We start from the raw sequence: 24,278 nt of genomic DNA, 5'->3' as shown, positions 1-24,278 counted from the left end.
GCAGGGCGTCTTTCAAAGCTTCACCGCTTCCCAAAGCGTCGAGTACAGCGCGGTGGTGTAGTCGGTACAAATCGTGCAGTCCGACCCCTCCATCATCTTCAGATGCTCAGAGTGTTGTCGCTCGCTGTAGACGACGACTGGCTTGCCCAACGCTCGTGCGTAGCCGATCTCGTAGACCGTGCCCGCATCCAGGCCGTCGGTGATAGCAAACACGATGTCAGACTCCACGATGGCGGCCAGGTCCTTGGCGACCACATCGTCTGCTGAGCCAAGGCCGACATCGTGATACGGGGAGAACACCTTTAGCCCCAGATCCTGCAGATTGGCCTGAGCCTGTTCAACCATCCAGATCTGCATGAGGTCGAAGAATGGCCCTGCCAGGTAGACTTGGGGCTGCCTTCCTGCCAGGTATTCGACCGAGAGCGCCACTGGCGAAAACGAACACGCCGAGAGATTCTCCTTGGTCGCAAAGCCTCGGGTCTCGCAGTAGTAGGCGGTCGCACGGGACGCAACGTCTGCTGCCTCTGCAGGACTCAGGCCGTCATGCATCCAGGCGTTTGCGAAATGCGCGACGAAGCAGTCGCCGGAGCCGATCTTCCAGACTCGATTAGTACGGTACGCTGGAACTTGAGCCGTCCCGGCGGCCGTCCAGACAAACGCGCCGCGGGGCCCCATCTTGATGACCACTACCTCGGCGTTTTCTTGGCGTGCCAAGATTGAGGCGATGCTCTCGGGGGACGCTCCAGGCATGCTGGTTAGTTGGGTCGCTTCCCAAGAGTTCAGGACAAGGGCGAGATGGGCGGCTTTTGAGCCGTTGGCTCTGAAGGGCGTAGCTCCTCGGGAGTTCTGAGGATCGTAGACCGCCCAGTTGGCGTTGACTACAGCATCCCCCTCAAGCATCCCGAAGCGCAGGACCTTCTGCTGAGTGACGCGGATGGGGGCGTGAGGCACCTCGGGAACGCCGACGACCTCTGGCACAGCCATGTCGTGGAGATACTTGAAGGAGACCTCGCCCTTGACTGGCGTCGACGCGATTTCGAAGCAATCCAACCACGCGGCTTTCTCGCTGATGACCCCGAGCGTCGCCTCTACGGTGTACGAGTGAAGGACGACAGGACTTCCGGTGGTCGCGATCGCCAACGCAGCGCGCCCAGCGGATCCGAAGACGTCGTACCACCTAGGATGAACGCAGTACTCGCGGTAGACACCGCCGACGACATGGATGGTCATCAGGCGTGCTCGACTCGTACCCGGATCTGCCCTCCGTTTACGCTTAGAACAATGGCCTTGAAATCGTGTCCCTGCTCGATACAGTTGCGAAGCTGCGTCGCCTCAGGGCCGGTGAGACCGCCGGCAGGCTGGCCTTGGTTAAGAACTTGGACAACAACTTGCCCCCTCATCGACACCACTGCGATGAGCAGCACGTCGCCGGGATTCAAGGTTGCTACTACAGGAGCCTGCGGACTACTGATCTGAGATTCGAATCTCAGGGTATCGCACGGCGAACTGTAGCCTGGACCGCCGCCGCTGGAACCACCCCCACCACTTCCAGACATACCTCTCCCCCTTAGTTGTTCGTATGATCGAGCAGGCTAACCAGATTTTCAGCCGCGCGCAAGGCTGGAGTTGCGTGCTCACCTGAAAGAATTAGCTAACCTCATGAGTTGTGGCGTCGAGTGTGCTATCTGTTTCGCTGTGCCGCGCCGTTCGGCACGTTATCAAATCTGCATGAATAATGGGACACCTCCTGAAAGCAAGCCGAATGACCCGCATCGTTACCTCCGACGAGTTCGTCACGCTCATTCTCGCCACGCTAACGCTGCGGAACACGAGCACTCATCTGCGTGACGCTGAGCTTGATCAGAGCTTTCAAGACGCGTACGAGGATCTCGCGCTGCAAGAGACGGCGCTTGAGGTGAGTTCGAACTTCACCTTCTTCACCGATCCTTTGCACGGAAACTCAACCAAGCTTCGTCGGGCCATAGTCTGGGCTCGCGACCGCGGTTTCTTGGAGCCCAAACAAGGTAGAGGCGGCATCAAGTATTTGGTCAAGATGTCACCAGATCTGGCAAATCGATTTTTGGCTAGTTCATCGATTGCCCCTGCCTTCCTAGATCGGGTCGTGGCTGAACGCTTCCCAGTACGCTCGAGCGACCAAGCCGTCGCCTGACATGACCGAAACTTTGGCGCTCGATGCCCTCAAGGAGCTCATCGAAGAATTGGCGAAACAGCAGCTTGAGGCCTACACGGCGACCCTACGTGACTTTCAGGTGTTGAGGGGGAAGGACGTAAACGATGCGTTGTGGGGAACCGTCTCGTTTACTCGGATGGAGGTGGCGCTTCTCGACTCGCCGCTCTTCCAGCGCCTCCGCTACATTCGTCAGCGTGGTGCGGCCCACTGGGTCTATCCCGGAGCAGTTCACACGCGCTTCGAGCATCTACTCGGAGCGATGGATTTGGTCCAGTCGATGGCAGCAGCTTTCAATCAAGCTGCCAAGTCTTCATTCGCGGAATTGACGCCCCTTCCATATTCAGTGGAGGAGACGCCCATTCCGATTCAGGAGTCGACCGTGCAGGTGCTTCGCTTAGCGATGATGCTGCGCGAGGCTGCTCAGGTGGCGTTTTCGCAAGTTTCGGAAGGCGCGCTTTCGGAATTGCCCGCCTTCGCCACTCTCCCGAAGGAATTTTCTGAAGCGATACGCCATAAGACAGGCATCGCCGGTGAGGATGTGTCACTCGCACAGATGGTCGGATATTTCCTGGCTGGTTCGCCGGCCGTTCGTACGCTGCTGGAACTGCTTCTTGACCGCGAAGCCTCGGCGCTAGCCAAGTTCAAAGAGCGGGCTGCGGACAACGTTGACGAATGGGTGCGACGTGTCTCGTTTGCCATCATTGGCCGCAGGATTGACGATCGGCTCCCTCTCGTTCATGAGCTCGTCACCGGCCCGTTCGATGCCGAACGCCTTGATGCGCTCATTCGTGATGCACGCTTTGCTGGCTTGCCCACGTTGCTGGACGAACAGAGATTGCTGCAGAAGTTGGCGGTAAAAAGGATGCCGCTTGAAGAGATGCCCGACGCGATTCTTACCGCCATTTTCGACGGCGGCGCGAAGGACCAAACCTGGCTCTTCGGCGTAAAAGCATCGGCAGCTGCGGTGTTGGACGAACTGCAGCTAGCGCGCATGCTTGCAACGTCCAAGGTTTATCAGCATCCGAAGGTACTCGCTGTTGAGCAGATGCTGAGATCGGCGATCGGTTCATTGGTCGCCGCAGCTGGCGCAACTGCTGTTCTCCGCCTGCTTTTCTCATTGTCGGACGATGCGTTTGTTGGAATGAGCGCAAACGGCTTAGCCCAAGAACTAGGGGTGGAAGCCGAAGCCGATGAGGGGCGACGGATGCAGCAAGTGGTCGCGGCGGCAGACCTGCTGGCGGCGCTCCGTGAGCGGCGTCTCTGGGTACGAGCATTCCAGTTTCCTGAATGGAGCTCCGCGCTCGACATGGGCCGCGACACGACCCTAGAGTTGGAGTTGATGCGTAGTGAGCTGAGACATGTTGAGCGGGGTCCCGTCTTGATGGCCCAGGTGCGTGACGAGGCTCATCGAATTTTGGATCTTCTCGGCGCGCACGGACTGGGGCGTTTTTCGCTCGACTCTCTCGTGTCTGCGCGTTCGCTTGAGTCGACGTCGAGTGAAACCGAAGTCGGGCGTGCGTACATCATCCGGTCGTCGCAGAAGTCCTATCAGTTCTCAGAGTTGCTATCTGCGCGAGGGAGCTGGCTCGATCACTACAACGCGGGGCAGCCGCGTGATCACATCTTCTGTCCGCCTGAGATCGCGGACGCTGTTTTTGTAGCTTTCGAGCGAGTAGTCCGGACGCTTTATGGCGTCAAGCTGCCCGAGAGTTCCATCGAGGCGAGCAAGCGAAAGTCGAAGAATGTGGACGACCTCAAGCGGAAGCTTTGGTCTCACGGCTATTGGAACGGAACCCCGTACGACATCAGGCCTGTACCCTCGCGTCTGAATCGCGCAGACGTTGGTGTACAACTGAAGTCCTTTTATGACCTACGTACCAAGTATTTGATGCCGGCAGGGGAAGAAAATGTGCGACGCGCGAGGGCTGTAGCGGTCGATACGTATGAATGGCTGCGACAGTTCGACGATGACAACCACGTGACCTGCGCGATGCGATTGCTAGCGAGCATCGAGATGATTGATCGTGATGACCTCTACCAAGCGCTCGTGAGGTTCTTACAGGAGCACGCCGAATTCAAGAATGCTTGGGTTGCCCCCTTTGGCTCCGCCAAGGATAGTGGCAGCGTTCAGGCGTATTTTGCTGAGGATGTGCATTCACGGGGGCTCATATCAAACTTGGGAAGCTTAGAAGACTATGCCGCCAACGGCGGTGGGCGTCCGATCATCTTCGTGGACGATATTGTTGGGTCAGGTGGCCAGGCGTGCGACATCCTCGCCAGGTGGTTTGATCGAGACGACCTTGGTCGTGACCTTGGCGAGAAGCGCGAGAAGCTTCCAGACGAGCAGGCTGCAGCGCTGCTCTCTGTCCCGGTCGCCTTCCTTTTTGTTGCTGGATGGCGGGTGGGTCTTGATGCGATACGAGAGATTTGTCCCAAGCTGCATCTGAACGCCAAAGTGTTCGCATTGTTTGAGGATGACGAACTTCGGTTTGCTAGTGATGCCTTGCAGAATGAGCACGCCATAACACCTGCGGCTGCCACCGCGTTCCTTGAACGCTGTTCCGATATAGGTCGACAGTTGGTTATGTCAGAACCGCGTGACGAACCGCTTGAGGCGGAAAAGGTCGAGCAACGGACGCTCGGATATGGCAATCGAGGGATGTTGTTGGTGACCCCGTTCAACACACCCACGCAGACACTCACCGCGCTTTGGATGGATGGGCAGGTGGACGGGCAGCCTTGGAAACCACTCTTTCCTCGCCGCAAGAAGACTTGACGTCCTATCGCTCGGCGCTAACACGTCGGCTGTGAGCAGCTCGAGTCGGCGCTAGGCACGTGCCCCAACAAAGGCTGCGCCAACACCTACCAGCGGCGCACCTGGGACCAGTCGGCTCGCCCAAGGCTCGCCGGTCACGCCCAAGGGTGAAAAATTCATTGATAGCGCTTCCGCCGCCAAGGCGAACATCCCGAGCAAGACGCCGGCATCGCGCCACACCAGGCTGGAGGCTCCTTCGTACTTCGACTCCGTCATACCCGGCTCGGCAACGAAGAGCAGCAAGGTGGCACTCGGTGCGTCAATGACCTCATGCATGGTCGCGCGCAGTGCCACCACGTCCAGCGAGGCGTCAAGCTGGCGCAAGCCGTGCTTGCTTGAGTCATACCGATAGAGCGAAGCGTTTCCGGGGCGATGCAGAACAACATGCACCGGGTGGATTGCCCCAGCCGACGGGACCGGTCGGTATGTCTGAGGGAACGATAGCGGGCCGCCAAGTGTGGCCCTGACCCTGCAAGTGAGCTGCATGAGCGAGGCTAGCTGCTCGTCTGCCAGAGGTGCAAAGAAATACCGCGTGCGCCTTGCCTCAACGACCGTCGCAAAGGGCAGCGTGTGCGGTGCAGGAGCATCAGGCAGCGGTAGCAGAGGCGACTCGGCCCAAACAACAGGCGTGTACTGCCGAGGGCTAGGCCTCGGGCGAGGATTCTTGAGGTCCTGCCATTCCATCATTCAGATCCTCTAGAACTTTGAAGTATTTGTTGCACCCGCGACAGTTGCCGCAAGGAACGTCGGACTTGTGACAACTATGCGCCCACGCCAGTTCGGTGTCGGGAACTCTGGAGAGACGTATGAGTTCAAGCGTGCTCAGCTCGATAGCCGGGGCAGAGACGGTCATGCCGCCTTCCTGCAGCGCGAGCAACGCACTCAACGCCCCGACGAACTCCGGCGTTCCGTCTCGATGGAAGCCGTCCGATAGGACTGAGCCGATAAGCAACTGCTGCACGCCAAGGCTTATAGCTTTCATCGCGGCAAAGGTCGCGAGCATTTGGTTGCGGTATGGCCACCAGTCGCTGGCTGGTGCATGCTCATTCTCGCTGAGTCCTGCCATGTCCCCGGAGCCGAGTGATCTGCAGTCGACCTTGACGACATGGTGTTCTATGTCAAGCCGCCGGGCAACCGCAGTCGCGGCGGCTATCTCTGCGCGGGCTGGAAGCTGGCCGTAGTCGATGGTGATGGCTACCTCGGGTCGCTTCCACCATGCGATCGCTATCGAGTCCATGCCGCCCGACAGGAGCAATGCCGTTCTCATAGTGCCATCGCCGTCCACAAAGCGCGGTAGATCGAGCTCACATAGTCTTTGCAGAGCACGCAGCTTGAGCCCTCGAGCATCTTGAGATCCTCGCTTGACTCATTCTCGCAATAGACTACCACCGGCTTTCCTTGAGCGCGCGCGTAGCCGACCTCGTAGATGGTGCCGGAGTCCATGCCGTCGGCGACCGCATAGACCAAGTCTGAATTGTGGATTCCCTCCAAGTCAAGCTGGACAACGTCGTCGGCGCTGCCATACCCGACGTCATGGAACGGTGAAAACACCTCGAGTCCAAACATTCGCAGATTTTCGCGGACCTGTTCGACGAGCCAGAGCTGTCCGAGCGTGAAGATCGGGCTGGCCAGATAGATGCGAGGTTGCCTGCCTGCCATCCAGCGCGCGGACGCTCGGATAGGCATTGCCGGAAAGACATCGAGCGTGGATTGCTCGGGAAATCCGCGACCATCGCAATACACCGCCGTTGCCAACGAGGCGCGATACGCACTGTCGGTGGCGCTATGGCCATGCGCCGCCCAGTTCAGCGCGAAATGGGCTGCAAAAACGTCCCCTGAGCCGATCTTCCAGACGGTCTCCGTCTCGAAGGCAGGTACTTCCGTCCAGTCGTCCCCATCGAGTACAAGCGCACCGAGCGGGCCGCGCTTGACGATGACGCCGGTAGCCTTGTGCAGGGCACGCGTTGCCTCCGCCAGCTTGAGGGCGGTGGCACCTTCAGCGAGCCCGGTGATCGCGAGCGCTTCACGCTCGTTGAGCACGATAAACAACTCGTCGGCGGATGAGCCGTTGGCGCCGAATGGCTCTGGCGTCAGTCGCCCTTGCGGGTCATATACGACGCGCTTTCCGTGAACTACAGCGTCACCCTCAAGCATGCCGAAACGCAAGACGGTCTCCGCTCGCACGACGACGGAGGCGTAGGTCGATTGCGGCACTTCAACCTCGGGGCGTTGAAGCGCGTGCGTGTAGCGGAACGAGCAGGTGGCGGGCACGGCCACTGCGACAAGGCGAGTACCCTCCAGCGCGCAGCGTGCCTCGAGAACCTGCGCTGTGCGCGCGTCCGCGTAGCAGTGGAGAGTGACCTTGCTGGGGCCTGCCATTGCAGCTATGGCCGAGGCAGCGCGCCCGGCCGATCCGAATACCTCGTGCCACGCGGGGCGCAGGCACCATTCTTCGTAGGCACCGCCCACCACGTCAATTCGTGGTGTTTGTGTCATTGCCGAACAGCGGTCACTCGCACGCGAACGAGCGCGTCGCGTTTGCCTGTGACGCGGGCCTGGTACTGCGTGCCGCTCTCAATGCACTCTCGGAGTCGGCTGATTGCTGGGGAGGCAAGACCACCCGCGAGTTGACCGAGAAACACCAGTTCGACTACTCTTTCACCAGCCTCGGTCGAGCCCAGTCTGACGTCGAGCATGTCTCCGGTACTGAGACCCTGGATGACTAGTAGCTTTGGTGACGCGAGCAGGGTGTCGATGACTAGAGACTCGCAGCTGCCGCCAGGGGATATCGGTCCGCCCGTACCGTCAAATCCAGACATCTGTTCTCCAGGTTCTCCAATGCGTGCCTTGGGCAGATGCTTCCGTGCCCGGCTATCTGTGATTATGGGCCTTGGGCCATTCGGGCTACCCAGCGTCGACTGGCATCACCTCGGCGCCATCTTGAATAGCGAGTTGACTATCAAGATTTGAGATAAGATACCGCGTTAGCTCAGTACGTGTCGAGTGCGAAGAGGTGCATATGACGTTGTCATCACACGGAGGGAGGCGACTAGGCGCCGGCCGTCCGAAGATCGCCGACGAGCAGCTGACCGTCCGCGTCACCAGTGCTGCGTCTGAGTCTGTAAAGGCACTCGGGCAGGCTCACGGGGTCGCCGCTGGAGTTCGTTACGCGATCGACCTAGCCGCATCGGTAACAGTGCCAGGCCAAACCGTTAGCGAGGTGTGCGTCTCTTTCCAGCCGCTGGCCGACTCTAAGGCGACAACAGTTGAAGAGGCCCTCGAGGAGATTTTTCAATGGCTCCACTCGTGCGGGCATGTGCTGTCCGTCTACAAATGCGGTCGCGAAGCGTTGACTGTCAGGGCGCGGATGCCACTTGGGAATAGTTTCTCTCTCTGGTTGTCGGTGCCGGCGCGGAGGCTCAAGGCCCCCACGCCGAAGGAATACCAAGCGGATCTGCGGAAGATTAAAGAGTTCTTGGTCGCGCGAGGTTTTCAGTTCTGCTGGGCTGAGTGAACCCGGTGCGAAGCGGGACGACAGTGACGGCGTCAGCGCCTCACCCATACACGCTCCGTCAAAAGTCGAGACGCCGCGAGTCATTCGTCGGCCGAGGCTGGCGATGATGACGCTGTCACAAAAGCGTTAGTTGCGACAGTTGAGGGTTGACCCCGCTCCATCGGGTTTTTTGCTTTTGGCGTAGCACGTCGCAGAGGATGGACTGGGCTAGGTTCCGATCGGCTGGAGGCTCTTGACCTGACATGCAGTCGGCAAGCAGCTGAATGACGACGCTGGGGCGCCGCACGCGGAGATTGATGTCCTCGGTTTGACCAATCCTCCGCGCAAATTGATCGGCCTTCGACAAGATCGCCCGGGCCTTCCTCAGTGGTGTTCGGGCGCGTGGTTCGTTCGAAAGGCTCGATTCCTCATACCCTGCCGCCGTTGCCAGAGCGTAAATGACGCGCATGCCACCGTTCAAGCTCAGTGGCCAGACAAGTCGCATGAGCGGGGTCGAGTCTTCGGGTGCGTCATCGCAATTGGAGGATTTTTGATGGACCGCATCGGCGGCATTGCGATCCCCAGCGATTTTTCGATCCAGCCAGGAGGAGAACTGCACTTCCAGCGGCGTAGCAAGTATTGGAGTCTCACGGGGTTCCAGATCCATATGACAGCTGCATCGGTGAGTCGCTGGTCTGTTCCAGGAGATGGTGCGCGTGCAGCAGTCGCATCTATCGGCCAGCAGGACCTGATGCTTTGCGCAGGCAACAGCCAAGGCGAAGTCCCAAGCAGAGTGGCAGTGGCGGTTGGCCTGAAAGCACAGCAAGCAGACCCGCGGATAGCTGCGGTTCAAAAAATAGCTACGACCCAGTACTTGGCCTGCATAGGTGCACGCCGCACCTCCACGCCCAATCGTGGTCCAGCCCAGCGCATGTTCAAGACGCTCCGTGCTCGCGCCAAACCACTGGCGCAAGAGCGGTGCATCCGCAGCATCCAGAGTCGAAAAGCGGCTTTTCCCCAGCCAGGATTTGAGTTGCGGCAAGCCATTGAGGTGGTTCTCCCCTGCCATCCGAAGGGCGTAGCCTTGCCCGGATTCGGCCGGCCGAACGTCGTCATGGAAGGGAAACTCAAGTTCTGCAGGGACGAACAGTGAATTGACGCCGCTGTCGCTCGGCTTCTGCTTTTCTCGCGGGCGCTTCATATGCCGTCCTCACGGATGCGGGCGTTGGACGGGTCCAAGCCCAATATGCGAAGCCGGTGTAGCTCCTCCCGCACGATGAGAAGCGCTTGTGCCAGACGCGAACGATCTTGCGGTCTCAAGCCGTCACTCCATCTCCCTCGGCTACCCGCGCGCGCCGCAGCCGGGTCATCGGTCGTGAAATTGTTGCCGGTCAAGTGGAGTGGGAACTGTGCAGGCGTGGGCTTTCGATGAACGCAAAGATCAAACCAGACAGGCGGTTCGTAGCGTGACCCTGGACCCAAGTTCGCTGCTTCTTCCAGCGATTTGGCATAGCTTTCAAAGGCCAGTTCAAGTTGGTTCTCGTCCTTCAGGTAGGCCTGACGGAGCTGAGCGATGACGTGGTTCAGCGCGCTGTCGAGCGTGTCGTTTTCGAGAGCGTGGTCTGCGGAATCCCCTCCCGTCAGAGACATGCCACATGTCGCGCAAGTAGCGAGGTCAAGCACGCCTGGTGAGCGCCCTGATCCGACGAGCAATGCACGCTGCACAGTCAGCGGGCTTGAGCACCATCCACATACCTCGTCGAGTCGAGTTCCGTGAATGGAGCAATGTGTGATTCCCTGTAGGCGCCACTCCCACCGCAGGTAGGGCGTGATATCGCCGGCCATGCAATCGGAGCACCAACAGTAGCTGGGCCTCCTTCCGCTTTGGCGGAAGTGGCCCGCGTTGGGCAGACGCGAACGAAGCACACCCAGTCCATACCGCGCTTCTCCACAGGTGTCACCGGCAACGTCAGAAAGCGTCAGTAGTCGACCCCATTCGCTGTCTGATACGCATCCGTCCCAGTCTGCGCCGCTGGGACGGATGCTCGTGATCAGGCTCAAGCGCTCCAAAGAGTATTGATGTGCGCCGCTGAGGCGTTGTACCCACGATGCTGGGCTTTCACCCTGAAAGGATGCTGGCGCTGCGAGCAGGCATGGTTTGGTGGGGGATGGGAAGGCATCCATAGTCAAACCATGCCGCTGTACTACACGCTGCGAAACGGATTTCGCCGGTCTGGACCGCTTCCGCTTGCGTCTTCGAATGCCTTTGAGAGGTCGTCAACGGACACGACAGGAATCTCGCGATCTGCCGCATACATGCAGGCGTACACAAGCAATCGCTTCAGAGACCGGAGATTTCCACGCGTTGCTTGATGGAGAGACTTGGCCAGTGGGCCCCTCAAGATCCCGAGATCGACCTCGGAAACGTTCTCAGAGAATGAGACAAGGAGTTGTCGCCAGGCATCGTCCAAGCCAAACGGCGCCAGCACGTGCGTCGCGGACGCACGGCTGGTGAACTGTGGATTGATCGAATTCAAGCGTTCGAGTGCCCTGGTCCCCGCGCCGATGATGGGGAGGTTGTATCGGTCCATCCTGACCTTGATCCAGTCGGTCACGGCGCGTGCCGTGATGTCGCGATTTCCCTCGCAGACATGCTGCAGTTCGTCCAGAAGAAGGGCGTGCGGCCGTTTTCGCTCCAGGCCTTTGTCAATCATCTGGTTCATGTTGTCCAAGTTGGGGCGACTGGGCAGCATGGGATACCCGAGGGCCAGCATCATGGCCGCTGCCATCTTGTGGGTATCGACGGCACTGTCCAGGCTAACCTCCAAATAGGAGGTCTCCTTGGCAAGCCCTGCGGCCCGCAGCATGTGCGACTTGATGGTCTGCAGCAGCAGCGTTTTCCCCATGCCCGGCTCAGCCTGGATCAGAATCCCGCTCGGCATCCTGAGTTTCTGCATGGTGTAAATCAGATCGATGCAACTCTCAAGTGCTTGACGGAACGCGGGGTATTCAATCACCAGCGATAAGACCGCTTGGCCGGTGCGCAATGCCGAAGGAGATCGGCGACCTTTGAAGTCATCGAGGTTCATGCGTACTCCTCGTCGACAGAATAGGCCTTAAAGGGCATCACCTGCGGGAGGTTGTTCAGGATGGCTGGACTGGCCTCGGGAACCGCTTGAGGCGCATTGCCCATTGAGCTTTGATCTCTGACCACGCTGGCCGACGTCAATCCCTGCGCACGAATCAGGTCCGCGTCTTTGCGCGTTTTGATGCCGCGCTTGATGGCCAGATTCCATCGATCATTGAGATCTCGCTGGGCAATCAAAAGCACCTCCTCAGCGTTGACCCGCGTAAGTCGTGCACCGGCCTCCTTGCGGATCAGTTCGTGCTGCAAAAGCGACAGACCGTTGCCGTATTCGAAGTGGGGCCGCTGCAGTTGGACTTGGATCCATTGCTGCGCCTTGGGAAGATGGACGTGCATCCATCCCAAGTTGTCTGGGTCGAAGCGAATTTCTGTCCGGAAGGTTTCCCCGTGGCCGCGGCGATAGTCTTGGAGCTCTGGTGAGTTGTATCGCATGTAGTGGAAGAAGATGCCGTCGCCGCCGATGACACGCTCGGTGGAAATGCCCGCTGCCAGCTCCAAGTGGGATAGGTCCGTGGGAAGTAGGGAGGGCGGGCTTGACGCACGGCCTTCCTCCCACAGGTCCACAGGGCGTACCAGCGTCTTGGGGTGGATCTGAAACGGATGAACCTTGGCGGCCCAGATCAGCAGGCAGGAACACAGGTCGTCGAAGAGAATCGCTGCAGTCTTCGCCGGATCCGAACGCTGCGCGTTCTTCATGGGTGCGAAGACCTTGCCCTGAAGGGGAAGAATCCTGTTGAATTCCATCATCACGCGTTCAATGGATGCTTTCAGCCACGGCTGCCTGACCGGGTTGTAGATCAGGTCGCATCTCAGATTCCATGCGATGCGACGAAAGCTTCGAGAGTGGAACTCCAGCCCGTTGTCGACGACGAAGCATTCTGGAACGCCCATGGCGCTCCAGAATTGATCAATCTCGGGAATGCCCGAGATCAGATCACCCTTGGGCAAGATGGAGCACTTGATCGCCTTTGTCACCGTTCCGCAGGAAGGCCCGTAAAAGCTTATGTACAAGCCGAGGACGTAGCCGGAGAATCGGTCCATCACCACAGTGATCCACGGGCGGCCTAAAGGCACACCTGACAGTGGGTCCAGCACCCAGATGTCCAAGAGCGTGTGATCGATCTCGACTCGCTCCAGAATCCGCGTGCTTTGATCCCCTTTCAAGCTGAAGCGCCACTTGTTGCGTGCGTATGCGATGCCAAAGCGTTTCATGTCCCGGACGTACTCAGGAATCTCTTGAATGCGCCGTGCGACGGTCTTTTCTGATGGAGCGGTCAGCTTCGAACCGTCGCGCCGATTGACGTGCTCAATCTCCTGGCGAACTTGATCGTGCGTTGCCTTGATCGACTTCCCCCGCAACTGAAGGAAGTGTTTGGAGATGATCGCTTCCATGATTAACTCGGCTGCTCGCGTGAGGCGTTTGGCCCTCTTGGCTAGTGGGCGCAAGTCGCATAGCACGTACGGGTTCGCGCCACCATGCCGGTACCGTTTCAGCCAGTTCATCAGTGTCCACGCCGTGGGGGTACGCAAGTTGCTGACAAGCGTGAGTACTTCGGCGTCGACGCCGATGTTGGGGTCGACGCCATTCCTGTCGACCCTGGCGATCACCGCGTTCAGCTGCCTGATGCTTCCTGGTGAAGCGCGGTCGCGAATGGCCGCCTTGATGTACACCATGCGAAACGCGATCAACGCATCCTGCAGGGGCGTCATCACACTGGGCAATTTCAGCGCGACAGTTTCATCAAGTGCCAGTTGAGAGGTCTGCTGGACCGGGTGAACCAGTTTGACGTCACCGGCAAGAATCTCGTTGTACAGCTTGGAGACCTGGAATGTCCTGACCTCGAAAGTGTCGAGAAACTTGAACTGGACTTTGCCCTCCTCCAAGGCACGTTCAAACTCGAACGTGCGCAAGCCCCTACTCAAGACCAAGCCACGTGCAAAAGAAAGCATGGCAGTCCTCCTTGGTTGAGTTGCGAGAAACGGTTTCGGCGGGTGAAAGGCTGATCCCGGATGGCACCTTGAGCTGGTGGCGTGCGACCAGATTCCAGATGGTTTCCTCTGAGACTCCATGCTCGAGGAGGTCTGTCACGCTGGCGCTTCCCTGGAAGTGGTCTTCCAGGATCTGGCGGCACTGGAGGGCTTGAGCCTCGTCAAGGAAGAGCCTGCCGTACCGCATCAGCAGCAGCGCTCTGGAGCTCAGCCCATGCGCGTCGATTTGCTCGTCTGAGACGACAAGAAATTGGAAGCCCATGATTGCGAGGGCATGTCTCGCTGCATGGTGGAGAGTCTGGTTCTCTTTGATGAAAACCTCCGGCTTCACTTCCACCACGACCTTGTCGCCGTTGCCGAAGGTGACCAAAAAGTCCGGGGTGTACATTTTGGTTTTCTCCGGGTCCAGCCAGACCTCGAAGGGCTGGTGGGCGACGTCGACAACGACTGGGCAGCTGAGCGCCACCATGATGAACCGCTTCTCCAAGTGCGATTCGTGCTCGACCTCGTGGTCCAGCAACCAACTGGCATTGACAATGCCGACCTCGCGGTGGGGTGCGCGAGTTACAACTTTCCGTGTCATGTTTCTCTCCGGTGGGATGAGCGCATTCACGATTCATCGTGGATTCGCTAGGCGTGACTTGACGTCGCCACCGACCGGAGAGATACTTTGCCTAAGGGACCAAACCTAGGTATCGGTAACTCCGAAGCCGGCAGCGCCAGTCACTCGAAAGGGTGGTTGGCGTTTTGTTTTTGGGCTAGGTGTTTTCCTCCATGGAATATGAAGAATTGATGGCGCTCGGCGTTTTGAGCCCGAGTTCTATCGCGATCCTGTGAGACTCGCCCCTGGAGGCTTTCGACCGTCCGCTGAGCACGGCGTAGACCAAGTCCTGCCGAAACTGATGCGCCCGCGCCCAATCAGCAATGCTCCTTCCGCTGAGAAAGAACTCAGCGCGTGCTTTCTGAAGCATGAATGGATTGATCTGCACAATCAAATGCTATCAATTTTGTTCAAAAGTGAAAAGAAATTTGTATCCGATCTCGTGAGGAGATCATTCAACATGCATGCGTGGTGTTGATAAGTCTTTGATTTTTAATAAATTTATCAGTGATTTACCGCTTGTCTGATACTTTGATTTTGAGAACGATGCGATAAACTAACTTTGCGCGATGATATTTCTGCAAATTAAAATGCGTCAAAAAAACTGACGCATAGCTTTGTCAAGGCAATTGAAAATGGTTAAGAAGTTTGACCGACGACCTGAAGATCTCGGGGGGATGGGAGAGAGCTATTTCCGCTTGATGGCAAAGGATGCCGGGTTAGTGGCGAACGCGTCGACGGACGACAAAGCCGGTTGGGATTTTGAAGTAGAAGTCCCAAGCCCGATTGTTGTGGACTACACATCCCAATCCAAGCCGGTTTTTCGAGTTCAAGTCAAGGCCACGATGAGCGCTGCCTTGAATATTTCGATGACTTTCAGTAGCGCGTTGAGCTTGATCCAGTTCGCTGGCCCTGCGTTTATTCTGCTATACCGATTCGGAAATGGCCCCATCCCAGCGGACGCATATCTGTTCCACATCGATCAAGCAAGGGCGATGGATATCCTTAAATCATTGAGGGAGAGAGAAGTCGCCGAACAGGGTTTCAAGGTGAACAAGGCCAAGACGACTATCAGATTTGAGGACACTCTGCGATTGGCGTCTGCCGACGGCGCAACACTGCGAAGACATTTGGAAATGCCACTGGGTGGCTCTTTCCTGGATTATTTAGAGCGGAAGACCAAATGGCTGCGCGGGATCGAAACGGACAGTGTGCTTAGGAGATTCGACGTTCAACTTGAAGATGATGAGGCGATTCAAGCGATGGCCAATTGCTTCTTGGGATTTGAGGGCGAGTTTGGCGTGAACTTGATCGAATACTCCGCCCCTATGGGGATTCCTGATCGAGAGTTGATCCATTCCAATGAATTCCTTCCTACCACCATAAAGCCTAATGAGAAGGGGCTTACTCGGGGTGTAATTCGTGTTCGCACCTCGGAGTACGGAAAAAGCTACGAATTCAAGACGACATTGTTTTCTGTACCGAAGCACCTCCCAAAGAAGTACGCGGCCATGCGCATGAAGACGGCATTGTTCGATCTTATATTTCGACTGGAATCAGGAGGCATTCAATTTCTGGGTTTCAACCTGATGGATGACAAGTTACGCGCCTCAGTAGTCGAATTGCGGAATTTCATCGCATATTTAGCCGAAATACGCGAAAGCGATCGTACGATTTTTGATGTTGTGCCTGACGGTGAGAGGGAACCATTGCGGTTGGAACTCCGGACCATGGCGCCTTCTGTTTTTGAGGGTTTTGATCAGATTTATACCGCTATGGAGGCGGTGTACCTGAAATTGGCATCGCTCGGACTCACCAATGAATTGATTCGTCCTGCGGACATTTTTGAGAAACCTGCTCAGTTTTCATTCCTTGCACATGTCGGCCAAGACTACGAATCGCCGTTGTCGCTGGAATTTCAAGCAAACGAGGAGAGCAAAGTGGACGCCAACGTCACGATCTTCTGTTCGCCGATCGATTTGAGTGGAATGACTGTTCTTTGCTTTGGCGCATTCTTCGGGTCTATCGAGATCCTGCCTGGCCAAAAACTCCTAGGAAAATTTTCTAGGTCTGAGTACCTTGGCGAGATCATCGTCCGTTCTGATCAGGATGTTGATGCTGCTCGAAAAAGCCAAAGCGAAAAGTATGAAGAAGCCCTTTGGAAACGCGGTTTCACGGCCCTTTGAGCCGCTCTTTTTTCATTAAAAAATGATCCGACGGTAGTAGAGCTCCTGATCCAGGATTTTTCTATATTTTGTGAGAAGGATTCGTCAGTAAAGGCGGATCAAACTTGGATGAAAAATCCCAAGTAGGTGGATCACTTTTCAATGAAAAACTGGTCCCGTGTTGTCTTCCATTGAAAACTGACCCAGTTAGAGCTGCAATTTCCATTTAAAGCTGACCCACGTAAGAACCCTATCCTGCTGCTTTTGACAGCAGGAGATTTCAGGAGTGATAGACGTGGCGACACTGAGTGTCATAAGACGCTGGGCATTGCGCGAGCAGATGTCCATTCGCGAGATCTCCAGGCGCACAGGCCTGGCTCGCAACACCGTTAAGAAGTACCTGCGGGCGGGCGATGAAGAACCCCGCTACGCCAGGCGTGCGAGCTCCAGCAAGCTCGATCCCTACGCCGACAAACTCTCAACCTGGCTATCGATCGAGGCAACAAAGTCGCGCAAACAGCGGCGCACTTTGCTGCAGCTCCACACAGACCTGGTGGCTTTGGGCTATGAAGGCTCCTACGGGCGCGTGGCGGCCTTCCACCGCAAGTGGCTGGCGGAACGGCAGGAAGCGCAGCGCACGGCCGGCCGCGGAACCTTTGTACCGCTGGTCTTTGGACCGGGCGAAGCGTTCCAGTTTGACTGGAGTGAAGACTGGGCTGTCATCGACGGGGAGCGAACCAAGCTCCAGGTGGCGCACGTCAAGCTCAGCCATAGCCGGGCTTTCAGCGTCCGTGCCTACCTGCTGCAGACGCACGAGATGCTGTTCGACGCGCACAACCACGCGTTCGTGATGTTCGGAGGCGTGCCCAAGCGCGGCATCTACGACAACATGAAGACGGCTGTGGACAAAGTCCGAAGCGGCAAAGACCGCGACGTCAATGCCCGTTTCAATGCGATGGTGAGCCACTACCTCTTCGAGGCCGAGTTCTGCAACCCGGCATCCGGCTGGGAGAAGGGCCAGGTTGAGAAGAATGTCCGGGACGCACGACACCGTCTCTGGCAGCCAGTCCCGGCCTTCCCTTCCTTGGCTGAGCTCAACGTGTGGTTGGAGTCCCGATGCAAGGCACTCTGGAACGAGATTGCGCACGGCCAGTTGCCGGGAACTGTGGCGGACGTCTGGGCTCAGGAGAAACCCTACCTGATGCCACCACCACCTGCGTTCGACGGCTTCGTGGAGCACACCAAACGTGTTTCCCCGACTTGCCTGGTCACGTTCGAGCGCACCCGCTACAGCGTTCCGGCATCCTTTGCCAACCGGCCGGTCAGCCTCAGGGTGTATGCCGACCAGCTGGTGGTTGTCGCGGAGGGCCAGATCATTTGCGAGCACAAGAGGATCATCGACCGGCGTCACGACAGCACAGGGCAAACCATCTACGACTGGCGGCACTACCTCGCTGTGCTGCAGAGAAAGCCGGGGGCGCTTCGGAACGGCGCACCCTTTGCAGAGCTGCCGACGTCATTTAAACGACTCCAGGCGTTGCTGCTCAAGAAGCCAGGAGGTGACCGGGAGATGGTGGAGATCCTGGCCCTGGTCCTGCACCACGACGAACAAGCTGTCCTGGCAGCGGTCGAGACGGCTCTGGAAGTGGGTGTGGCCACGAAAACCCACATATTGAACGTTCTGCACCGCCTCGTGGACGGGAAGACTGCCGTCGCTGAAGTCAAGGCGCCCCAGGCGTTGAAGCTCTCGACGGAACCTCAGGCGAACGTCCAGCGGTACGACTCTTTGCGCAAGGCCCGGTTCAACGAGGAGGTTCGCCATGGGACATGATCCCGCAACGACTTCCATCGTGGCTCTGCTCAAAAGCCTCAAGATGCATGGCATGGCTCATGCGGTTGCAGAGCTCGGTGACCAAGGGGCTCCCGCCTTCGAAGCAGCTCAACCTATTCTGGCGAAACTGCTCAAGGCAGAAACCGCTGAGCGGGAAGTCCGTTCGATGGCGTATCAGATGAAGCTCGCCCGGTTCCCTGCCTACCGAGATCTTGCCGGGTTTGACTTCGCGCAGAGCGAAGTGAACGAGGCCATGGTGCGGCAGCTCCACAGAGGTGACTTCCTTGACAAGGCCTACAACGCCGTCTTTGTTGGTGGACCTGGAACCGGAAAGACCCACCTGGCAACGGCCATCGGCGTCCAGGCCATCGAGAACCAACACCGCCGCGTTCGCTTCCTCTCGACCATTGAATTGGTCAATGCGTTGGAGGTCGAGAAGTCGAATGGAAGCACTGGGCAACTGGCAAATCGACTGATGCATGTCGACCTGGTCATCCTGGACGAGCTGGGTTACCTGCCCTTCAGCGAGTCAGGAGGTGCCTTACTGTTCCACCTGCTGTCCAAGCTCTACGAAAGAACCAGCGTCGTGATCACCACGAACTTGAGCTTCGGGGAATGGTCCAGCGTCTTTGGTGATGCGAAGATGACGACTGCGCTCCTGGATCGGTTGACTCACCGATGCCATATCCTGGAGACCGGAAACGACAGCTATCGGTTCAAAAACAGTTCTGCAAGTCCCAAGTCTGAAAAGGAGAAAACGAAGCACTTATCCACACCGTGAGCTACTTTGCTCACAAAGCGGGTGGGTCAGTATTCGATGGAAATCTCGGGTCAAAGATCGGTGGAATTCAACAGGGTAAAGCGGCACGACGGTCAAGCCTCCGCCGGAACTTCGGCGAAGGCTGCGGCGACATCCTTGACCTTGGCAACGCGGCCTGCGGCCAGGGCCTGCAGCGGCGTATCACCACCTAGGGAACCCTTGCGCGTTAGGAAGAATTGCAGCTTGGCGCCACCTGGCAGATCGCCGAGTACCTTGGTCACCGCTTCCAGGTGCCTGCGGTCATAGGTCGGGTCGCAGTAGAACGCCGGGAAGTAACGCTCCGCCTTGTATGTGAGATAAAAGACACGGTGGCTTTCGGCGGCCTTCCACACAGCTTGGCGGCTGGCCCATCCCATCAAGTCCTTGAATTCAGTGGGCGGCACCAGCTGCCCCTTATTGACCATGGTTTCGGTGGTGTCCAGAACCCACGCAGCACTTGCGCCATCCTTCTTTGCAGCAGGTTTACCCGCAGCGGATGCTTGGGTCCGGGCAGATGCCGAGGGAGCCTCGCCTGCCGCCGCCTGCAAGACTTTGACGGTTTTTTCCAACTCGACCAGCAGTACTCTCAGTTCCGGGCGGTACTTCGGCGTCACGCTCTTGCCGCCGCTCATAGGCAACTTGAAGATGCGCACGGCAATCCTGTTGACCTCGCGGACGTTGTCGACAAACGCCGAAATATCGACCTGTTTCTTTGCGAGAGTCCGGGCTCTGGTGGTGGACATGGGTAGCTCCTTTTCCGGCTTCCAATGTATCGATGTTTGTCAGCCGTGTCATCCATGTCAACCACGTCGCCAGCCACTAGCTTGGTAGCCTAGGGGGAAAGATGATGGTTTCCCTGCCATCGAATATGCCCGCTTCGGAGGACGGATGACCTAAAATCCACTCCAAGGCACCCGCCGTACTTGCACGCGAGTAGAAACAGGTATTTCTTCATCGTCATATATCTCCCTTCAGGGCCTCGCCGTCGGGGACTTAAACGTGTGCGTCTGACCCGATTCGGCAAGGTTGACCGAAGGAAGACTCATGACTTTGAAAGAGCTTGCGCACGCCGCGCAGCAAACCCTCCAAGACCACACGGGCCGCGCCATAAAGCGCAGCCACGTGCACGAACTGCTTGCCGCTGCATTCGGCTACAGATCCTGGGCGGCACTTCTTTCCGAATCGTTGTTGGCCGACAGTGGCATCGGAATACTGCCATCGGGCACGCAGGCCAAAGTGGTAGGGCGAGCACTTCAGCTTCAGTATGACCAGCGTTTGGCTGAAGCAATAGCTCGTGACATCCTGCAGTTCACGGAGGAGCATCAGCTTTCGTACATCTCTTGGTCCGACGTCAGTGACGTGTTGATGCCCAAGATCCGCGCTAGCCACCATGACGACTCCGACGAGGAGGACGACGGTGAGCGCACCGATGAATCTGCGCCTGCGGCGAACTTGACAAGCTACACAGCGGATCAACTCAAGCGCTCACCGATGCTGTTGCACAGTTTGGAGCTGGCCGCAGAATCCTCCAAACCTCAGGCTGATTTCCTGTTGGCCGCTCTGTACCGATGCAAGTGTCCGAACCCGTACCTTTACGAAGAGTCTCGACGAGGCCGCGTGCTCAACGCCGTGGAACGAGGTTGGGTCGAAGAATATTTGAGGTTGGAGCCGGAATACCGCAAGTACGAGGCACACCTCAAAGCGGCCGCGCTAGGAGGTGTGCGAGCTGCGGCACTTGAATACGGCACAGTCTTCCAAAACAGCGAGTTTCATGAGCTCGCCGAACGGCTTACCGGCGCGGTCGATGCGCTTCAAATGTCACGCGTCGCCGCGACACCGAAAGCGCGCGCTCAGTGGCTTCATACAGCCGCCGAACAAGGCTCAAGATCAGCTTTGGAGGAGCTAGCCAATCGAGGTGACGCATGGGCGGAGGAGCAGGTGGCCCAATGGGAGAGTGACTACTGGCTGCGTTCTGCCGCAGAGCGTGCGCTCAGTGCCGGGGACGCGCAACGCGCGTGGACCTGGCAATACCTGGCGCTCGAGCGTGGGCTCGATCTCACCCTTTCAACGCTGGCGGCACGCCACGACGGAGGGCAACTGGATGGTAAGCGCGCGGCCATCCCACCCTTGAAGGGATCGGTCTAAGCGGCAACGATGGTGTCCACCAAGCGAAATAGGTGGACACCATGAATGAAGCCAAGAAGAAGACTCGCCGGCGGTACGACGCCGAGCTCAAGCAGCAGATCCTTGCCGAGTGCGCCAAGCCAGGCGCTTCGGTGGCCAGCATTGCCCTGTCGCACGGCATCAACGCCAATGTCGTGCACAAGTGGCGCCGCGAAGCGGGTGGCGCGCTGCCTGCACTCCAGGCTCCCGCATTCGTTCCAGTGCCGCTGCCGCCAGCGGCATGTTCACCAAGGCCTGCACTTGCACCAGACATCCGCGTCGAGCTGCGCCGTGGCGCCACCAGCGTCTCGGTGACCTGGCCCTTGGATGCGGCCGATCAGTGCGCCGTGTGGATGCGAGAGCTGATCAAGTGATCCGGGTTGATGCGCTGTGGCTTGCCACCGAGCCGCTGGACATGCGAGCAGGCACCGAGACGGCGCTGGCCCGCGTGGTGTCGGTCTTCGGCGCAGCGCGCCCGCACCACGCCTACCTGTTCGCCAATCGGCGCGCCAACCGCATGAAGGTGCTGGTGCACGACGGCATCGGTGTGTGGCTGGCAGCGCGTCGCCTGAACAGCGGCAAGTTCGTCTGGCCGCGTGATGCGGCCAGCACCGCCTCGCTTAGCCGCGCCCAGTTCGATGCGCTGGTGCTGGGCCTGCCCTGGCAGCGCCTGGCTGACGGCGGTGTCATCACCGTGGTCTGACTCTGAAGCGCTGACCGGCGCTTGCCAATTGGGGCATGCGCCAATGGTGCGCACATTCCAGTGCTGGCACAGTGGATGCCCATGGTGGTCGAGCCTCAATCCCTGCAGAGCCTGAGCGCAGAAGAGCTGCGTGAGCTGACCACGCGCCTCATGACGCAGCTGCGCCACCAGAGCGCGTTGCTGGACAAACTCACGCACGAGAACGCGCTCTTGAAGCGCATGAAATTCGCCGCCCAGTCCGAACGCTTCAACCCCGAGCAGAAGAGCCTGCTCGAAGACGAGATCGAGGCCGATCTGGCGGCCGTGGCCACGGAGATCGATGCGCTGCAGGAAGCGCAGGCACCCGCCAAGGTTGAAGAGAAGAAGGTTCCCAAGCGCGCGCCGCTGCCAGCCAACCTGCCGCGGCGCGAGATCCGCCACGAGCCCGACTCGACCACCTGTGCCTGCGGTTGCCAGATGAAGCGCGTGGGCGAGGACGTGGCCGAGAAGCTGGACTATGTGCCTGGCGTCTTCAGCGTCGAGCGCCACATCCGTGGCAAGTGGGCTTGTGCGAAGTGCGAGACGCTCACCCAAGTCCCCGTCGATCCGCACATCATCGACAAGGGCATCCCCACCACCGGGCTGCTGGCGCAGGTGCTGGTGGCCAAGTACGCGGATCACCTTCCGCTGTACCGCCAGGAAGCGATCTTTGGTCGAGCTGGTCTCGCGATCCCGCGTTCCACGCTCGCTCAGTGGGTGGGCGCCTGTGGCGTGCAGTTGCAGCCACTGGTGGATGCCATGAGAAACGAGCTGCTGCAGCACCGCGTGCTGCATGCCGATGAGACGCCGGTGTCCATGCTCAAGCCGGGCAACGGAAAGACGCACCGGGCCTACCTCTGGGCCTATGCCACGGGTGCCTTCGAGAACACCAAGGTGGTCGTCTACGACTTCTGCGAATCACGCTCGGGCGAACACGCCCGGCGCTTCCTGGGTGACTGGAGAGGCAGCCTCACCTGTGACGACTTCAGCGGCTACAAGGCCTTGATCGCCAGTGGGGTGACCGAGGTCGGCTGCCTGGCGCACGCGCGGCGCAAGTTCTTCGATCTGCACGCGGCCAATCAAAGCCAGATCGCCGAGTTCGCGCTGCAGCAGTTCGCGCGGGTCTACGAGATCGAGCGCGAGGTCAAGGCGCTCAGTGCCGAGCAGCGCCAAGCCATCCGGCAACTACAAACGAAGCCGCTGCTCGATGCCTTGCACCAGTGGATGCTGCTGCAACGTCAGAAGGTGCCTGAGGGAACAGCTAGCGCCAAGGCGCTGGACTACAGTTTGCGGCGCTGGGAGGCACTGACCCGGTTCGCGGATGACGGGCAACTGCCCGTGGACAACAACTGGATCGAGAACCAGATCCGGCCCATTGCCATTGGCCGTAACAACTGGCTCTTCGCTGGCAGCCTGCGCGCTGGCCAGCGGGCGGCAGCCGTCATGAGCCTGATCCAGTCAGCGCGAATGAATGGCCACGACCCGTATGCCTACCTGCGCGATGTGATGGCACGCCTGCCTATGCAGCGCGCCAGCCAGATCGGCGAGCTGCTGCCACATCGCTGGCAGCCAGCCTGACAAAGCAATCTCAAAAACACGACCGCGCCATGCGGTCAAGATGGGATGGCCGCGCGCTTACACTGGATGGGCAGTTCTACGACAGCGACTTCGGTGGCGCGATGTATGTCGCCGGCGATGAGGGTCTTGTGCTTCCGAACCTAGGCGGTGCGGACCTTGAAAGCGCGAAAGCCAGCGCCAGGGAGATTCTCGCCCGTTGGAAATAACGAGAGTCGCAGTATCGGGTGCCAATGCCTGAAGCGGTGTCTTGCAGCGCGAGGTTCGTTGCGACGCAATTCGGTCCGACGGACCCGATACATTTCGCTGTACAGGACTAAGGTCGTACTGCCAGACCCCGCTGAACTCGATTGTTAGATTTCTGATGGGACAGAGCCAAGCAAGAATTCTTTTCTGAGCCATAACCATGAACAACAAGCCTCCTCGACTGGCAACACTCCGCTTCCAACGTGCCTACCGTCTCACAAGTGACGCGCTGCATACCCTCTGCTGTGAGTCCGGAGGTTTGAAGGATCGGCTTCAGAAAATAGACCTAGAGTTCTTCTCCCTTAGCAAGAACGAGTTGCCCGACATTGAGGCACTTCGGTCAAGTTTCGGTGAGCTTCACCGGTTGGTGACATGCAAAGAGCCGCGCTATCCGCATGAGGGAAGAATTGCGGCAACGCTGGATCAGTTGCATCACACCAAGTTGAAAGCCATTTCTGAACTGATCTGGAATATTCACATGGCGTTTTTGTCGTTCATGCAAAACGATGACACTGAAGTGCCCCAGAACTTGTAGTCATGGTCC

At 58.4% G+C, this 24,278-nt stretch carries 21 protein-coding genes and 1 pseudogene; 10 read left to right on the top strand and 12 right to left on the bottom strand.

All coding sequences use genetic code 11. From position 1 onward, the window contains the following. Nucleotides 1-12 precede the first annotated feature (12 nt). Nucleotides 13-1,230 carry a PfkB family carbohydrate kinase gene (locus tag ABSY19_RS09055; RefSeq protein WP_382161560.1) on the bottom strand — a complete coding sequence of 406 codons (1,218 nt, stop codon included), beginning with the start codon at nucleotides 1,228-1,230 and terminating at the stop codon, nucleotides 13-15. A 532-nt stretch (nucleotides 1,231-1,762) separates the two neighbouring features. Between ABSY19_RS09055 and ABSY19_RS09050 the strand changes: the two genes are divergently transcribed. Together ABSY19_RS09050 and ABSY19_RS09045 are read left to right on the top strand one after the other, a co-directional pair. After that, nucleotides 1,763-2,170: a hypothetical protein gene (locus tag ABSY19_RS09050; RefSeq protein ID WP_382161557.1), complete on the top strand. Its 408-nt coding sequence runs from the start codon at nucleotides 1,763-1,765 to the stop codon at nucleotides 2,168-2,170. Nucleotide 2,171: 1 nt separating this feature from the next. Continuing rightward, nucleotides 2,172-4,967 (top strand): hypothetical protein, encoded by a 2,796-nt coding sequence (locus ABSY19_RS09045; RefSeq protein WP_382161554.1) that lies wholly within the window; start codon nucleotides 2,172-2,174, stop codon nucleotides 4,965-4,967. Nucleotides 4,968-5,018: 51 nt separating this feature from the next. Here ABSY19_RS09045 and ABSY19_RS09040 read toward each other — a convergent pair whose 3' ends face one another. The 10 genes and pseudogenes from ABSY19_RS09040 to ABSY19_RS08995 form a co-directional block, all read right to left on the bottom strand. Next, the gene (locus tag ABSY19_RS09040) at nucleotides 5,019-5,330 is read right to left on the bottom strand and encodes a hypothetical protein (protein ID WP_382161551.1); all 312 of its coding nucleotides are present in this window, start codon (nucleotides 5,328-5,330) and stop codon (nucleotides 5,019-5,021) included. Nucleotides 5,331-5,649: 319 nt separating this feature from the next. Next, the gene (locus ABSY19_RS09035) at nucleotides 5,650-6,273 is read right to left on the bottom strand and encodes a 7-cyano-7-deazaguanine synthase (RefSeq protein WP_382161548.1); all 624 of its coding nucleotides are present in this window, start codon (nucleotides 6,271-6,273) and stop codon (nucleotides 5,650-5,652) included. After that, complete coding sequence (locus tag ABSY19_RS09030; RefSeq protein ID WP_382161545.1) at nucleotides 6,270-7,502, bottom strand: PfkB family carbohydrate kinase; 1,233 nt, start codon at nucleotides 7,500-7,502, stop codon at nucleotides 6,270-6,272. Before ABSY19_RS09030 ends, ABSY19_RS09035 begins: the two co-directional genes overlap by 4 nt. Nucleotides 7,503-8,635: 1,133 nt before the next feature. Beyond that, nucleotides 8,636-9,700: a TniQ family protein gene (locus tag ABSY19_RS09025; RefSeq protein WP_382161543.1), complete on the bottom strand. Its 1,065-nt coding sequence runs from the start codon at nucleotides 9,698-9,700 to the stop codon at nucleotides 8,636-8,638. Continuing rightward, on the bottom strand, nucleotides 9,697-10,149 hold the full coding sequence (locus ABSY19_RS09020) for a hypothetical protein (RefSeq protein WP_382164022.1): 453 nt from the start codon (nucleotides 10,147-10,149) through the stop codon (nucleotides 9,697-9,699). Before ABSY19_RS09020 ends, ABSY19_RS09025 begins: the two co-directional genes overlap by 4 nt. A 171-nt stretch (nucleotides 10,150-10,320) precedes the next feature. Then, nucleotides 10,321-10,683, bottom strand: a pseudogene (locus tag ABSY19_RS09015) (hypothetical protein); the annotation flags it as partial. Nucleotides 10,684-10,703: 20 nt separating this feature from the next. Next, on the bottom strand, nucleotides 10,704-11,588 hold the full coding sequence (locus tag ABSY19_RS09010; protein WP_382161540.1) for a TniB family NTP-binding protein: 885 nt from the start codon (nucleotides 11,586-11,588) through the stop codon (nucleotides 10,704-10,706). Further along, nucleotides 11,585-13,594, bottom strand: a complete 2,010-nt coding sequence (locus ABSY19_RS09005; RefSeq protein WP_382161537.1) for a Mu transposase C-terminal domain-containing protein — start codon at nucleotides 13,592-13,594, stop codon at nucleotides 11,585-11,587. Before ABSY19_RS09005 ends, ABSY19_RS09010 begins: the two co-directional genes overlap by 4 nt. Then, on the bottom strand, nucleotides 13,560-14,216 hold the full coding sequence (locus ABSY19_RS09000) for a TnsA endonuclease N-terminal domain-containing protein (protein WP_382161534.1): 657 nt from the start codon (nucleotides 14,214-14,216) through the stop codon (nucleotides 13,560-13,562). The genes ABSY19_RS09005 and ABSY19_RS09000 overlap by 35 nt, the downstream gene beginning before the upstream one ends. Before the next feature lie 175 nt (nucleotides 14,217-14,391). Continuing rightward, on the bottom strand, nucleotides 14,392-14,604 hold the full coding sequence (locus ABSY19_RS08995; protein WP_382163745.1) for a DNA-binding protein: 213 nt from the start codon (nucleotides 14,602-14,604) through the stop codon (nucleotides 14,392-14,394). Nucleotides 14,605-14,869: 265 nt separating this feature from the next. Between ABSY19_RS08995 and ABSY19_RS08990 the strand changes: the two genes are divergently transcribed. From ABSY19_RS08990 to istB, 3 genes are all read left to right on the top strand, one after another. Continuing rightward, nucleotides 14,870-16,420 (top strand): hypothetical protein, encoded by a 1,551-nt coding sequence (locus tag ABSY19_RS08990; protein WP_382161532.1) that lies wholly within the window; start codon nucleotides 14,870-14,872, stop codon nucleotides 16,418-16,420. 265 nt (nucleotides 16,421-16,685) lie between these two features. Then, nucleotides 16,686-18,230, top strand: coding sequence for an IS21 family transposase (gene istA / locus ABSY19_RS08985; protein WP_382161529.1), 1,545 nt, complete (start codon nucleotides 16,686-16,688; stop codon nucleotides 18,228-18,230). Beyond that, entirely contained in the window at nucleotides 18,220-19,011 is a 792-nt protein-coding gene (gene istB / locus ABSY19_RS08980) for an IS21-like element helper ATPase IstB (protein WP_382161527.1), read from the top strand. Before istA ends, istB begins: the two co-directional genes overlap by 11 nt. A gap of 92 nt (nucleotides 19,012-19,103) precedes the next feature. Here istB and ABSY19_RS08975 read toward each other — a convergent pair whose 3' ends face one another. Continuing rightward, on the bottom strand, nucleotides 19,104-19,772 hold the full coding sequence (locus ABSY19_RS08975; RefSeq protein ID WP_382161524.1) for a hypothetical protein: 669 nt from the start codon (nucleotides 19,770-19,772) through the stop codon (nucleotides 19,104-19,106). 301 nt (nucleotides 19,773-20,073) lie between these two features. On the opposite strand from ABSY19_RS08975, the gene ABSY19_RS08970 reads away from it, so the two are divergent. The 5 genes from ABSY19_RS08970 (at nucleotide 20,074) to ABSY19_RS08950 (ending at nucleotide 24,269) form a co-directional block, all read left to right on the top strand. Continuing rightward, a complete protein-coding gene (locus ABSY19_RS08970; RefSeq protein ID WP_382161521.1) occupies nucleotides 20,074-21,174 on the top strand; it encodes a hypothetical protein in 1,101 nt (366 codons plus the stop codon). A 41-nt stretch (nucleotides 21,175-21,215) separates the two neighbouring features. After that, nucleotides 21,216-21,566, top strand: coding sequence for a transposase (locus ABSY19_RS08965; RefSeq protein ID WP_382155579.1), 351 nt, complete (start codon nucleotides 21,216-21,218; stop codon nucleotides 21,564-21,566). Beyond that, nucleotides 21,563-21,895 carry an IS66 family insertion sequence element accessory protein TnpB gene (tnpB, locus tag ABSY19_RS08960; RefSeq protein ID WP_382155582.1) on the top strand — a complete coding sequence of 111 codons (333 nt, stop codon included), beginning with the start codon at nucleotides 21,563-21,565 and terminating at the stop codon, nucleotides 21,893-21,895. The genes ABSY19_RS08965 and tnpB overlap by 4 nt, the downstream gene beginning before the upstream one ends. Nucleotides 21,896-21,976: 81 nt before the next feature. After that, nucleotides 21,977-23,491, top strand: coding sequence for an IS66 family transposase (locus tag ABSY19_RS08955; protein WP_382163701.1), 1,515 nt, complete (start codon nucleotides 21,977-21,979; stop codon nucleotides 23,489-23,491). Nucleotides 23,492-23,894: 403 nt separating this feature from the next. Continuing rightward, entirely contained in the window at nucleotides 23,895-24,269 is a 375-nt protein-coding gene (locus ABSY19_RS08950; RefSeq protein ID WP_382161518.1) for a hypothetical protein, read from the top strand. Nucleotides 24,270-24,278: the final 9 nt, after the last annotated feature.

The sequence above is a fragment of the Hydrogenophaga sp. ANAO-22 genome, assembly GCF_042466645.1.
GTDB lineage: Bacteria > Pseudomonadota > Gammaproteobacteria > Burkholderiales > Burkholderiaceae_C > Hydrogenophaga.
Note: the sequence above shows the minus strand (reverse complement) of the source record. Positions and strands in the feature narration are given on the sequence as shown.